Source organism: Emticicia sp. W12TSBA100-4 (assembly GCF_040253585.1).
GTDB lineage: Bacteria > Bacteroidota > Bacteroidia > Cytophagales > Spirosomataceae > Emticicia.
On the sequence record NZ_JBELAU010000009.1, the window covers coordinates 193,026 to 206,083 of the forward strand.

The following is a 13,058-nucleotide window of genomic DNA, read 5'->3' on the forward strand; positions in this document are numbered from 1 at the left end:
GAAAGATACTCGAAACACAAATTCAAACCATTGTTTTATGCACAAAATCATTTATTTACTCAGCTTTTTTCTATGCCTACATGTAGCTCATGCTCAACGCACAGGCGAAATACAAGGAATCGTAAAAGACCGTAAAACCCAAGAATACCTCGTTGGTGTAACGATTGCTGTTGAAGGCACACAAAAAGGCGTTACGACTGATATTGAGGGCAATTTTAAGCTAACTTTACCCGTAGGTAGTTATAATTTAAAGGCTACGCTGGTTGGTTATAAACCCCTTACGAAATTCAATATTAACCTCACGACTGGAAACGCACAACAGGTTACGTTTGAACTTGAAGAAGAAACACAAACATTAGATGAAGTAAAAGTGGTGGTGAATCGCTCGGTTTCGGTGGCAAATGTTGAAACCCCTAATTCGATTCAGAAACTTACTGCCGAAGAAATTAAGAATAATCCAGGTGGAAACTTTGATATTTCACGGGTGATTGGCGTTTTGCCTGGCGTTGGCGGAACGGCTGGTTCGGTAGGTGGATTCAGAAACGATTTGGTAATTAGAGGTGGCGGCCCCAACGAAAACGTTTTTTATTTAGATGGAATCGAGATTCCCGTAATCAATCACTTTGCCACTCAGGGAAGTTCGGGCGGCCCAACGGGTATTCTCAATGTTTCGTTTATTGAAGATGCCACACTTTCGACGAGTAGTTTCAATGCTCGTTATGACAATGCACTTTCTTCAGTGCTACAATTTAAACAACGAGATGGAAATCCGAATAAGGTGGAGGGAAATGTCCGACTAAGTTCGACCGAAGTGGCGGCAACGCTCGAAGGGCCAATTTCGCAGAAAACAACCTTTTTGGCTTCGGCACGTAGGTCGTATCTGCAACTTTTGTTTTCGGCTCTCGACTTGCCAATCCGCCCAAGTTACTGGGATTTTCAGTACAAAATCACGCATAAATTCAATAAAAAAACAACCCTCAACTTAATCGGCGTGGGTGCGATTGATGATTTTTATTTTGGCGTACCAAAAGAAACCGATGCTTCGAAGGAATATATTTTGCGTTCAAACCCGCTTATCAAACAATGGAATTATACGGTTGGTGCTTCCTTAAAAAGACTTATCACGAATGGCTACGTAAATATTGCTTTGAGTAGAAATATGTTTGATAACGCCCTCGACCGTTATGAAGATGGAAAAAGCGAAGACCCAACACTCAGAGTTTTCAATTCGCAATCGCAAGAAATTGAAAATAAGTTCAGAATTGACGTAAATCAGTTTAAAGGGAAGTGGGAATACAGCTACGGTGCGGTTGTGCAATATGTGAAGTATAACAACGACTTTTTTAATATTTTCAGTCGAGAAATCAGAAATGCCGTTGGGCAACTTGTTCAACCTGAGCGAAAGGTTACGTTCAACACTGACATTAATTTCTTTAAATACGGTGCTTTCGGGCAAGTTTCAAGGAAATTTTTCAACGAAAAGCTAAGTCTTTCGGCAGGAATTAGAACTGATATGAATTCTTTTACCACTGATGGCAATAAACCGCTCGAAACGCTAAGCCCAAGAGCTTCTTTGAGTTATCAATTTGCTGATAAATGGCGAGTCAATGCTTCGGCTGGGCGTTATTTTAAAGTGCCGATTTATACAGTTTTGGGTTATCAGGAAGATGGTAGTTTTACGAATACTGGCAATAAATACATTCAGTCAGACCATTTGGTGGCAGGTCTGGAGTTTATTCCGACACCACAGACCAGAATTACGGTTGAAGCTTTTAATAAAAAATACAAAAACTATCCAGTTACGGTTACACGAGGAATTTCGTTGGCCAATGAAGGTGGCGATTTCGGAGCAATTGGAAACGAACGAGTTACGTCGATTGGAACGGGAAGAAGCTACGGAGTAGAGTTCTTTTTCCAGCAAAAATTAACCAAAAATATCTTTGGTGTATTGAGTTATACACTTTTCAGAAGTGAGTTTTCGGGAGCAGATGGCAAACTGATTTCCTCGGCTTGGGATACTCGAAATATTCTTTCGGCACAACTTGGTCGTAAATTCAAACGTGGTTGGGAGATGGGCTTGAAATGGCTTTCGCAAGGTGGAGCTCCATTTACTCCATTCGATTTGGCTGCATCGCAAGCAAATTACTCGTTGGTTGGCCGTGGAACACTTGATTATTCAAGATTGAATCAAGGCAGATTAGGTAATTTCAAAAGACTTGATTTTAGGGTTGATAAAAAGTGGAATTTTAAGAAAACTACTTTCGACCTTTATTTAGATGTGCAAAATGCTCTTTTGTTCAAAAGTCCAGCATTTCCTCAATATACTTTTGCCCGAAATGCCGACAATACTGGCTTCCAAACCACTGATGGCTTGCCACTTCGTAGAGATGGCTCAAATGCCGTTCCGCTCATTTTAGATAATAATGATGTTTCGGTAACACCATCTTTGGGTTTTGTTTGGGAATTTTGATTAATGCAGCATATTTAATAAAGCAACTTGCAGACTATGATGTATTATCAATCGTAAATTTAATTTATAACGCAAAAGAGCCTCATTTTCAATGAAAACGAGGCTCTTTTTACTGATAAGAACGTCCAAGTTGGACGTTCCTACGAAAAAATCGACAAACTATATCATTTCAAAACCACAATAAGGCACTAAAACTTTTGGTATTTTGATGCCTTCTGGTGTTTGGAAGTTTTCTAAAATTGATGCCAAAATACGTGGCAAAGCTAATGCCGAACCATTGAGGGTATGCAATAACTGCGTTTTGCCATCCACTTTGTATCTAAGTTTCAAACGATTGGCTTGGTATGACTCAAAGTTTGAAACAGAACTAACTTCTAACCAACGCTTTTGAGCAGCCGAATATACTTCAAAGTCATACGTAAGGGCCGATGTAAAGCCCATATCTCCTCCACAAAGGCGAAGAATACGATAAGGAAGTTCAAGTTTTTCGAGCAATGTTTTTACGTGTTCAACCATTTCGTCGAGAGCCTGATAAGATTCTTCTGGTTTACGCACCTGCACGATTTCTATTTTATCAAATTGGTGCAAACGATTCAATCCACGCACGTGTGCCCCCCAACTTCCTGCCTCACGACGGAAACATGGCGTATAGGCTACATTTTTGATGGGTAAATCATTGTCTGATAAAATTACGTCACGGTAAATATTCGTTACTGGTACTTCAGCAGTTGGAATCAAATATAAATCATCGGCAGTTGAGTGATACATTTGTCCTTCTTTGTCTGGCAATTGACCTGTACCAAAGCCAGAATCTTTATTGATTAGAATAGGTGGTTGGATTTCGAAATACCCAGCCGCCAATGCTTCATCTAAGAAGAAATTAATCATGGCACGCTGAATTCTTGCACCTTTTCCTTTGTAAACAGGAAAACCCGCACCCGTGATTTTATTTCCTAAATCAAAATCAATAATATCGTATTGTTTGATTAATTCCCAGTGTGGTAAAGCCGCTTCGTGAAGCTCTGGAATTTCACCCGCTTGAAAAACATTCACGTTTTCTTCGGGTGTACGTCCTTCGGGAACACTTACATGTGGAAGGTTTGGAATAGTAACCATTACATCGTAAAGCTCTGATTCAGAAACCTTTAAGTCTTCTTCCAAAGCCTTTGATTTTACCTTCAACTCAGCAGTTTCGGCTTTAGCGGCTTCGGCTTCTTCTTTTTTGCCTGCTTTCATCAAGCCGCCAATTTCTTTGGCCAAAGCATTGGCTCTTGCCAAAGTTGAATCCAATTCGGCTTGTGTTTCACGACGTTTTTGGTCGATTCCTAAAACCGTTTCAATCGTTTCTTCAGCATTCTTGAAATACTTACGCTTCAAGCTATCAATCGTAGCTTGTTTGTTTTCTTTTATATAATTGAGTTGTAGCATTTCTATTATATGTATTAGATTAGTGGCTTTCGCCACTAATCGTTATGAACTTAATTAGTGATGAAGTTGTAGCTGATTAAATCAATCAAACTTAAACAAACCTTCGTTCAAAGCATTTAAGGCTTCGTTTTTGTGTTTGGTATCAACCAACAGCGAAATATTATGCTCCGATGCACCATAAGCAATCATTCTGATTGGAATATCACGCATGGCTTCCATTACTTTTAGAGCAATACCTGCTTTATCAGCCATGAAATTTCCTACGATACAAATGATTGATTGATTACGGTCGTGTTCTTCCAAATCAGCAAATTGACCTAAAACTGCCGTGATTTTATCTAAATTTTCAGCATTATCAATTGTTACCGCAATCGAAACTTCCGATGTTGTTATCATATCCACTGGCGTTTTGAAGTTTTCAAAAACCTCAAATACCTTTCTCATAAATCCGTAGGCATTCAGCATACGAGTCGAGTGAATATAGATAGCCGTGATGCCATCTTTGGCAGCAATGGCTTTGATTTCCGAATCGGTTGTTTTGTCAGCGATGAGCGTTCCGTAAGCGTTTGGCTCCATGGTGTTTTTCAAACGCACTGGAACGCCACGCATTTTTGCTGGGGTAATTGTACTCGGATGAAGAATTTTTGCACCAAAATACGCCAGTTCTGCGGCTTCCTCGAAAGTAAGCTCACGCACAGGGAAGGTACGCTTCACGATTCTTGGGTCGTTGTTGTGCATGCCGTCGATGTCTGTCCAGATTTGGATTTCTTCGGCACGAATTGCTCCACCAACCAATGAAGCGGTATAATCAGAACCACCACGCTTTAAGTTGTCAACTTCGCCACGAGGATTACGACAAATAAAACCTTGTGTGATAAATATTTGCTTGTCTTCCAACTGCGAGAGCATAGCTGTGAGTTTTTCTTCTGTAAAACTCAAAACTGGCTCGTTGTCGGCATCAATTAACATGAAATCAAGAGCTGGCAAAAGAGCTGAGCTTACGCCTTCTTCTTGCAAATAAGCTTCAAACATTTGCGTAGAAAGTAGTTCGCCTTCGGCAACGATTTCTTTTTCTTGTTTGAGCGTAAAAGGCTTAATACTTACCAACGAGCGAATGAAATTAAATTCATTGTCGATGATAGTCTTGCCTTTTGTATATCCTTCTTCGGTTTTATATAATTCTTTGATAAAAGACTGATAATGAGCATAAAGCGACTCGATTTTTTCGTTTGCTTCGGCATCATTATTCGCTTTAAGTGACTCGCCAATAGAAATAAGAGAGTTGGTAGTGCCAGAAAGAGCCGACAAAACTACGATTTTACGACCGCCATCTTCAGTAATAAGATTACGGATTGAGTGCATACGCTCGGGCTTACCTACTGAAGTCCCGCCAAATTTCCAAACTTGCATTTTTTAATTTAATTTTGAATGAATACGTTTTAAATGAGTGTGTTATTTAGCTTGTTGATTATCAGTAATTTTTTCTTAAAATATCTCGCCATTTTCCAGATTCCGCAATTTGTTTTATTACTAAATTTCTTTCTTGCAAAAAACTGGTTAAATAACGCTCTAAAATGACTTTATTGGCAATTTTCCCTAAAAACCCGAGCGGAGATTCAAACATAAATACATCTTTCATGATGGTTGTTTGATTCTCCTGAAGAAAATAGTGTTCGTGTCTCAGAGATTTAAAAATGCCCTTTTGCATTTCATCTACTAAATAGTTTGGCGACTGTGCTTCCGTGATTTTACTGGTTAGCTCCTGCCAAACCCCAAAATGTTTTGCTCGCCAAGTTACACTTTCGCCTAATTTCATCACTCCTTCACTTACGCCACTCACAATACGTTCGCCTGTTTTAGCAGTTGAAAGTTGGTGTAAATCTACACTTAACGCCAAATCATAACAGATTTGAATTGGAGCATTAATTTGTGTTTCGAGTGTAATTTTGGGCATTATGACAAACGTCTATTTATAAAATCATCAACTGATTTTTGTACTTTTTTCTTGACATCTTCCCATGTTTCATTTTTTAAAGAAATTGGGTTCTCTTGCATTTCAGCATCTTCAAAATAATACATCGAATGAACTACAAAACCTATTTCCTCATTGCTGTACTTTGTTTTAAAGAACGACAACATTTCTTCAATAGAGTATAAATCAAGAAGATTTGCCAAATCATAAAAATCTTTCTTTGCCCCTCTTTTCGATATTGCGTTTAATTTCATTGCAACGACATCTGGAATCGAAACAAAACGAATACCTTCAATCTCTTCTATTTCATGTAAGTAAGGATATTGGTGTAAAACAATATCTATCTTTAAATTTCCGATTACCCCAGCAAAAGACCTTTTCGTTTTACGTAAGACCTCAAAATTATCAAATTTGGCTTTAATTTCAGGAATAATTAAATCACTTTCAAAATCTTCATTACTGAAAATATCTAAATCTACTGATATTCTATGGCCAAGTTTTAAAGATAGGTTTGTTCCACCAACGAGTGCAAAGTTTTCTAAAACAGGAAGTCTCATCAACTCTTTTAAAACTCCCAGTGTGTCTGGTTCGACTGTCTCCGTAAATAGCATTTGAATTCAGTGGGGTTTAATTGAAAATAACCACAAATAAAAGCAAAAACCTCTTTCCTAAAATAGGGTACTTGAACCATCATCTTTTTGATATTTTCGACCCCATAATATCGAATTAGCTCTAATTGGTCATTGAATTTTCCATAATTAAAGACTTTATCCACAACAAAGACATTATTCTTCTCGAAATCAATTTCTTCAAAATTGACATCCCAAAAAGCTGTTTTCGATATGTTTGGTCTTGTTTTTTGCATTTTCTTAGGCTAACCCTAACATTTTTATCGCTGTTATCGCTGCTTCATCGCCTTTATTGCCGTGAATACCGCCTGCACGGTCGAGGGCTTGCTGTTGGTTGTTTGGGGTTAATACGCCAAAAATAACGGGCTTATTATATTTCAACGAAACGTTGGTCAATCCTTGTGCTACTGCATGATTGATGTAGTCGTTGTGCTTGGTTTCGCCTTGAATCACGCAACCGATAGCAATGACAGCATCAATATCGGCTTTTTGAGCAAATACTTGCGAACCAAAACTCAATTCATAACTGCCTGGCACATTGGCTCTTACGATATTCTCTGCTTTTACACCATTTTCTATGAGGGTTTTATACGCACCTTCAAAAAGAGCTTCGGTTACTTCTTCGTTCCATTCAGCAACGATGATTGCAAAACGTTTTTGGCTCACATCAGGTAAGCCTGCAGTATTGAACTCACTTAAATTTTTATTAGCTGACGACATATTTTTTCGAGATAAATTAAAAAAAGGGATAAACCTACTTCGGCTTATCCCTTTGATTATATTTTTATTGCATAACCAAGTTCTTACTCGCCGACAGTGCCTTCGAGTTTGGATTTATATTTCTTGGCGTTACCAATTTCAATTGATTCTGGGTATTTTTCAATAATCTCGCTATATACACTAATTGCTTCTTTGTTATTCTTAGCAACTTCGTAAGCAGTAGCAAGTTTCATTAAATATACAGGTGTGAAGGTTTTATTTGGTTGGTAATCTGCCGCTTTTCGATAGTAAGTGATAGCATCTTCAACGCTTTTCTTTTCCATGTAGGCATCACCAATCAAAACATACGCTCTTGCTTGCACGAGTAGGTCGTTTGAGCTAAAGCCTTTCAATTGCTCAATACCTTCATCGTATTTGCCTTGTTTTACTAAAGCAACGCCTGAATAGAATTTTGCTAAGTTTCCAGCTTTCGATGCACCGTAGTTATCAGCAATAGCCAATAACCCTTCGTTTCCACCTGTTCCGTTTAGAGCTTGTTTTAATGAATCGGCTTCAAAAGCGTAAACAGCATTGAACATAGCTGCTTGTGCCTCTTCGTCTTGAGAATTTGTATAATAATTATACCCAACTACTCCTAACACAACTGCCAAAATACCACCACCAATGATAGTCAATAATTTTTGGTTGTTTTTCAAGAAGCCTTCTGCTTTGTTGAATTCTTGTTGTAAAGCTTCTGGACTTTCGATGATGTCAAGACCTGATTTTTCTTTTTTTGCCATTGTTTTGATAGTGCGACTACCGCTTTAATTTATCGGATTTACTTGATTAACTAATTGATAATCAAGTTTAATTTTCAAAAAATAATATTTTTACTTAACTCTAAACTTTTTCGGAGTGCAAAGTTATGAAATTGATTTTGAACTTCTATAAATACTTTGATAAAAATTATGCCAATAATCGTATTTTGCCGAAATTATGTTTCAAAAATTACATTTTAGGCACATTACAAACATAGATATTTGCTCAAATTATTATGATCGTAGTCATATATCATTAAGAAAACATTTAAGAGCAATAAGCAACTACACTACTTTTTATTATCTTGCGATAGTTTAGTCATCAATAAACCTTTTTTCTACATTCTATATGAAACAAACTCTACGATGTTGGGTCGTGGTTCTTTCTGTTTTTCTATATCAGCAAGCCTTAGCCCAAGAAAAATCAATCAGCGGAACGGTTACTTCTTCAGAAGATGGTTCGGCAATGCCCGGTGTCAGTATTTCAGTCAAAGGTACAAGCAAAGGTACTTCTACAGACGGAAATGGTAAATACAAAATAACTGTTCCTCAAAATGCTACTTTAGTATTTAGTTTTCTTGGCTTCGATACACAAAGTGTAAAAGTTGGCAATCAAACTACAATTGACTTAGTTTTGGCATCATCTGCCGCAATGCTTGAAGAAGTCGTGACAACCGCTCAAGGTATCAAACAAGACCGTCGCACGCTTGGTTACTCTATTCAAGAGGTAAAAGGTGATGATGTTGCTGAAACGCAACGTTCAAACTTTATGACCGCTTTACAAGGGCGTGCCGCAGGTTTGAGTATGACCTCAACCAGTGGGCAACCTGGAGCTTCGGTTCAAATTCAGTTGCGTGGAGTAACATCAATTGGAGGAAGCAACAGCCCGCTTTTTGTGGTTGATGGTTTACCTCTTGATAACCGTACTTTCGGTCAAGGTGCTTTGGTGAGTGATGGTCCTAACCGTGGTAATGACTATATGAACCGTGCAGGTGAAATTAACCCTCAAGATATTGAAACTATTACAGTTTTGAGGGGCCCAGAAGCGGCGGCTCTTTATGGTCAGGATGGAGCTTCGGGAGCAATTTTAATTACAACCAAAAAAGCAAAGAAAGGTCGTCCAAGGGTTGATTATAATAACTCGTTTGGTTTCTCTCAAGTGTATCGTACACTCGAAACACAGCAAGTATATGGTCGTGGTTTCAATGGTTCGCCTTCGGCTACTGCTTTATCATTCTTTGGGCCAAAATATGGTACGGAATCTACTATCTACAATAATTTAGATAATTTCTACCAAACAGGTAAAACTCAGATACATAATTTAGGTGTGCAAGGTGGAACAGATGCTGTTAGATACCGTTTTTCTACTACTTACACTAATCAAGGAGGTATTGTACCAACAACCAAATATGAGCGTTTATCAATCATGTTGAAGGGTGATGCTGATATTAGTCCAAAATTAGATATTTCGACCTCAATTCAGTTCTTAAAGTCGCTCAATGTGAAGCCTATTCGTAGTGATGGTGGTTTTTATATTGGTTTATTGGCTTGGCCTGCAAATGATGATATTACAAACTGGCAAAACCCTGATGGAACTCGTCGTCGTTTGATTTCTGACTCTGGCGAGCTTGATAATCCATTATTTAACCTAAACCGCAACAAAAACCAAGACCGTTCTACTCGTACGATTGGACGTTTTGAGTTGAATTATAAGCCAACTTCTTGGTTGAAATTTACAGGGCGTTTTGGGCCAGAGTTTTATTCAACATTGGGTAATTTCTTCGTAAATCCAGAATCTAACTTAGGTATTGGTCGTAAAGGTGCGATTGATAATTATGTAGAGAACGGTCAATTAATTACAAGTAACTTGATTGCTTCTGTAAATAAGCAATTTGGAAAATTTAGATTTTCAACCCAAGTCGGTGGCGATGTATATGATAGCAGATATGAAGTAAATGCTTCTTATGGTGAGAAATTATATATTTCTGACTTCAATAGTATCAATAATACTGACCCAACTACCCAACGTGCGAAATTGACACTTGTTCAACAACGCCGTATGGGTGTGTTTGCCCAAATGATGTGGAGCTATAATAATTTATTAAGCGTAACAGTAACGGGAAGAAACGACTGGTCTTCTACCCTACCAAAAGCAAACAATAGATATTTTTATCCTTCGATAAATACGGCTTTTGAGTTTACTCAGCTTCCCGCATTTAAAGATATTCAATGGCTTACTTCTGGTAAAATTAGAGCATCGTATGCCGAAGTTGGTAAAGATGCACCACCGTACAAAGTATTATCAAGCCTTACACCACAAACTACTACTGGTGGTGGTTTTGCTTACGGTTTCTTTGGTGGGAATGAAAACCTTACGCCTGAAAAAGGTAAAAGTTTTGAAGTTGGTACTGAATTATCATTTCTTCAAAATCGTTTTGGAATCAATGCTTCTTACTATCAACAAAACCGTTTTGCACAAATCGTTACGCAACGTTTGAGCTACGGAACGGGCTTTATTTTTGGTTTGTTGAATGGTGGTGATTTTTATAATAAAGGAACAGAAGTAGAACTTCGTGCCAATGTAATCAAAAAAACTGATTTCAATTGGGATATGCTATTAAACTTCACAAAACTAAAAACCGATGTAAAAAACCTTCCTGCGGGTGTTCCTGAATACTATAATTCGGATACTTGGTTGTTTGGTAATGCTCGTGCAAGTGCTTTCGTGGGTGATTTAGAAAATTATTTCCGCAACATGAATCTTGATTATAACCAACGTGGTGCTGGAAGTGCAATGGCGATTGGTGGATATAGCTATTTGAGAAATCCGAAAGGCGATATTTTGATAAATCCAAGTAGTGGTTTGCCAATCATCAATGCCAACTTCTTGCCAATTGGCGATAGAACACCAGATTTTACGATTGGTTTGACGAACAAATTTAGCTATAAAAACTTCAATCTCTCATTCTTGCTTGATATTCGTAAAGGCGGCGATGTATTTAATGGAAACGCTTTTTATATGTTTAGAACTGGTTTGAGCAATAAATTCTTAGACCGTGAAACCCCAGTTGTATTTAAAGGTGTGTTGAGAGATGGACTTGAAAACTCTGACAACCCAACAACAAATACGATTCAAGTTTCACCATTATATCGTTCGGATTTCTTTACCTCGCTTCCAGAGTCTGAATTTGTAGAAAAAGACATCAATTGGTTGAGAATGAGAGATATTACATTAGCTTATACATTTCCTGAAAGAATCTTAAAACCTTTGAAAGTTTTCCGTTCAGCAGGCGTATTCGTAACAGGAACTGACCTCTTTTTGCTAACCAACTACACAGGTGCTGACCCTAACGTAAACGGTACTACCGCTACTTCGGGAGGTGCTGGTGCCAGTGGTTTCGACTATGGTACTTTGGCTATGCCTCGTAATATTACTTTTGGTATTAGAGCAGGGTTTTAATTAAGGTTTATGTGAAAAATTTAAGTTTTAGACAAAATGAAAAAAATAAAAATACTCGCACTACTTTTTCTAAGCCTTTGCTTGGGTAGCTGCGAAAAATACCTCGACATCAATCAAGACCCAAGTAACCCACAGGTTGCTGAAGGGCATGTACTTTTACCTGCTTTACTTCAAAGTATGGTGCGTGGTGAAGCTTTCGATTCTCGTTATATTGGTCAATACATTCAAAACTGGCATGCTTCGGCAGCGGGTAACACTTGGGACAGACATGGATATGCCGCTGGTAGCGATGCCGCTGGTGAAAAATGGAGGCAACATTATTACGCTCTCGGCCAAAATTTGTTGTTGCAAATCAAAGACGGAGAAGAAAAAGGCAAATGGGACTACTCAGGTGTAGCAAAAGCGATTCAAGCATGGAGCTGGCAGTCAACAACCGATTATCACGGCGAAATGATTTTGAAAGAAATGTTTGAGCCAAACCGTTACGTTTTCGACTATGATACGCAAGAGGAAGTTTACGCAGAGGTTGTACGTGTAGCTAATAATGCTCTGACTGACCTTAACCGTACGGATGGTATTGTTTCAACAGCATCTTTATCTCGTGGCGATTTAGTTTACAAAGGCGACCGCACCAAATGGATAAAGTTTGTTTATGGTGTTTTGGCACGTAATGCTCACCATTTAAGCAATAAAAGCACATATAACCCTGATAAAGTAATTGAGTATGTAGATAAATCATTTGTAAGTAATGCCGATAACTTTAATATTCCGCACGCAGGAACAAGCTCGACCGATGCCAATTTCTTTGGTCCAACTCGTAATAATATGGGTAGTTATCGCCAAAGTGCTTACATAGTTGCTTTGCTCGACGGCACAATCCTTAAAGCGAAAGACCCTCGTTTGGCACTTACGCTTTCGCCTTCAGTTGATGGAACATACCGTGGAGTAAATACAACTTTCGGCGACCCGAATTCTGCCAATGTCAATACTCGTATCCCGACTCTTTGGAATACCGTACCTGGTGTAACAGCTCTCACAGGAAAATATATGTTCCAAGATAAAATTGATTATCCGATTATGACTTACTCGGAATTGCAATTCATCAAAGCTGAGGCCTTATTCAAAAAAGGAGATAAAGCAAAAGCTCTTGAAGCCTACAAAAATGGTATCACGGCACACATGAATTATGTTGGTGTGGCAGCCAAAGACCAAACAGATTATTTAGCAAGTGCTGCTGTAATAAATGTTGCTGCCGATTTGAAACTTAGCGATATTATGACCCAAAAGTATATTTCGCTTTGGGGAATTGGCTGTTTAGAGTCATGGGTTGATATGCGTCGTTATAATTATAGCAGCGATGTTTTCTTAGGCTTTACCTTGCCAGTAACTACGCAGCTATCGGCTGATAATAATGGCAAACCCGCTCAACGTGTGCGTCCAAGATACAATTCTGAATATGTATGGAATCGTAATTCGCTCGACCTCATCGGTGGTAATAACAATGATTATCATACGTACGAATTGTGGTTTTCTAAAAAATAAGTCTCTCATTTCTTTTTTATTTTTCGAGATAAAAATGTTT

10 protein-coding genes are annotated in these 13,058 nt (G+C 38.3%); 3 read left to right on the plus strand and 7 right to left on the minus strand.

Annotation, left to right across the window (positions count from 1 at the left end; translation table 11 throughout):
• Positions 1-37: 37 nt before the first annotated feature.
• Entirely contained in the window at positions 38-2,470 is a 2,433-nt protein-coding gene (locus tag ABR854_RS14715) for a TonB-dependent receptor (RefSeq protein ID WP_350266174.1), read from the plus strand.
• Between the two features lie 159 nt (positions 2,471-2,629).
• On the opposite strand, the gene serS is transcribed toward ABR854_RS14715, so the two are convergent.
• From serS to ABR854_RS14750, 7 genes are all read right to left on the minus strand, one after another.
• Complete coding sequence (gene serS / locus ABR854_RS14720) at positions 2,630-3,898, minus strand: serine--tRNA ligase (protein ID WP_350266175.1); 1,269 nt, start codon at positions 3,896-3,898, stop codon at positions 2,630-2,632.
• Between the two features lie 81 nt (positions 3,899-3,979).
• A complete protein-coding gene (locus ABR854_RS14725) occupies positions 3,980-5,308 on the minus strand; it encodes an aspartate kinase (protein WP_350266176.1) in 1,329 nt (442 codons plus the stop codon).
• Between the two features lie 61 nt (positions 5,309-5,369).
• Positions 5,370-5,852 (minus strand): SRPBCC family protein, encoded by a 483-nt coding sequence (locus ABR854_RS14730; protein WP_350266177.1) that lies wholly within the window; start codon positions 5,850-5,852, stop codon positions 5,370-5,372.
• Positions 5,852-6,481 carry a nucleotidyl transferase AbiEii/AbiGii toxin family protein gene (locus tag ABR854_RS14735; RefSeq protein WP_350266178.1) on the minus strand — a complete coding sequence of 210 codons (630 nt, stop codon included), beginning with the start codon at positions 6,479-6,481 and terminating at the stop codon, positions 5,852-5,854. The genes ABR854_RS14730 and ABR854_RS14735 overlap by 1 nt, the downstream gene beginning before the upstream one ends.
• On the minus strand, positions 6,436-6,735 hold the full coding sequence (locus ABR854_RS14740; RefSeq protein WP_350266179.1) for a DUF6922 domain-containing protein: 300 nt from the start codon (positions 6,733-6,735) through the stop codon (positions 6,436-6,438). The genes ABR854_RS14735 and ABR854_RS14740 overlap by 46 nt, the downstream gene beginning before the upstream one ends.
• 4 nt (positions 6,736-6,739) lie before the next feature.
• Positions 6,740-7,219: a 6,7-dimethyl-8-ribityllumazine synthase gene (ribH, locus tag ABR854_RS14745; protein ID WP_350266180.1), complete on the minus strand. Its 480-nt coding sequence runs from the start codon at positions 7,217-7,219 to the stop codon at positions 6,740-6,742.
• A gap of 83 nt (positions 7,220-7,302) precedes the next feature.
• Positions 7,303-7,998: a tetratricopeptide repeat protein gene (locus ABR854_RS14750; RefSeq protein ID WP_350266181.1), complete on the minus strand. Its 696-nt coding sequence runs from the start codon at positions 7,996-7,998 to the stop codon at positions 7,303-7,305.
• 367 nt (positions 7,999-8,365) lie between these two features.
• On the opposite strand from ABR854_RS14750, the gene ABR854_RS14755 reads away from it, so the two are divergent.
• A complete protein-coding gene (locus tag ABR854_RS14755; protein ID WP_350266182.1) occupies positions 8,366-11,476 on the plus strand; it encodes a SusC/RagA family TonB-linked outer membrane protein in 3,111 nt (1,036 codons plus the stop codon).
• Between the two features lie 36 nt (positions 11,477-11,512).
• Positions 11,513-13,018: a RagB/SusD family nutrient uptake outer membrane protein gene (locus tag ABR854_RS14760; protein ID WP_350266183.1), complete on the plus strand. Its 1,506-nt coding sequence runs from the start codon at positions 11,513-11,515 to the stop codon at positions 13,016-13,018.
• The last annotated feature ends 40 nt before the right edge of the window (positions 13,019-13,058 follow it).

What these genes read in the sequence shown, in the direction of transcription:
- ABR854_RS14715 (WP_350266174.1), top strand. Translation starts at nt 38, where the DNA reads ATGCACAAAATCATTTATTTACTCAGCTTTTTTCTATGCCTACATGTA.
- serS (WP_350266175.1), bottom strand. Translation starts at nt 3,898, where the DNA reads ATGCTACAACTCAATTATATAAAAGAAAACAAACAAGCTACGATTGAT.
- ABR854_RS14725 (WP_350266176.1), bottom strand. Translation starts at nt 5,308, where the DNA reads ATGCAAGTTTGGAAATTTGGCGGGACTTCAGTAGGTAAGCCCGAGCGT.
- ABR854_RS14730 (WP_350266177.1), bottom strand. Translation starts at nt 5,852, where the DNA reads ATGCCCAAAATTACACTCGAAACACAAATTAATGCTCCAATTCAAATC.
- ABR854_RS14735 (WP_350266178.1), bottom strand. Translation starts at nt 6,481, where the DNA reads ATGCTATTTACGGAGACAGTCGAACCAGACACACTGGGAGTTTTAAAA.
- ABR854_RS14740 (WP_350266179.1), bottom strand. Translation starts at nt 6,735, where the DNA reads ATGCAAAAAACAAGACCAAACATATCGAAAACAGCTTTTTGGGATGTC.
- ribH (WP_350266180.1), bottom strand. Translation starts at nt 7,219, where the DNA reads ATGTCGTCAGCTAATAAAAATTTAAGTGAGTTCAATACTGCAGGCTTA.
- ABR854_RS14750 (WP_350266181.1), bottom strand. Translation starts at nt 7,998, where the DNA reads ATGGCAAAAAAAGAAAAATCAGGTCTTGACATCATCGAAAGTCCAGAA.
- ABR854_RS14755 (WP_350266182.1), top strand. Translation starts at nt 8,366, where the DNA reads ATGAAACAAACTCTACGATGTTGGGTCGTGGTTCTTTCTGTTTTTCTA.
- ABR854_RS14760 (WP_350266183.1), top strand. Translation starts at nt 11,513, where the DNA reads ATGAAAAAAATAAAAATACTCGCACTACTTTTTCTAAGCCTTTGCTTG.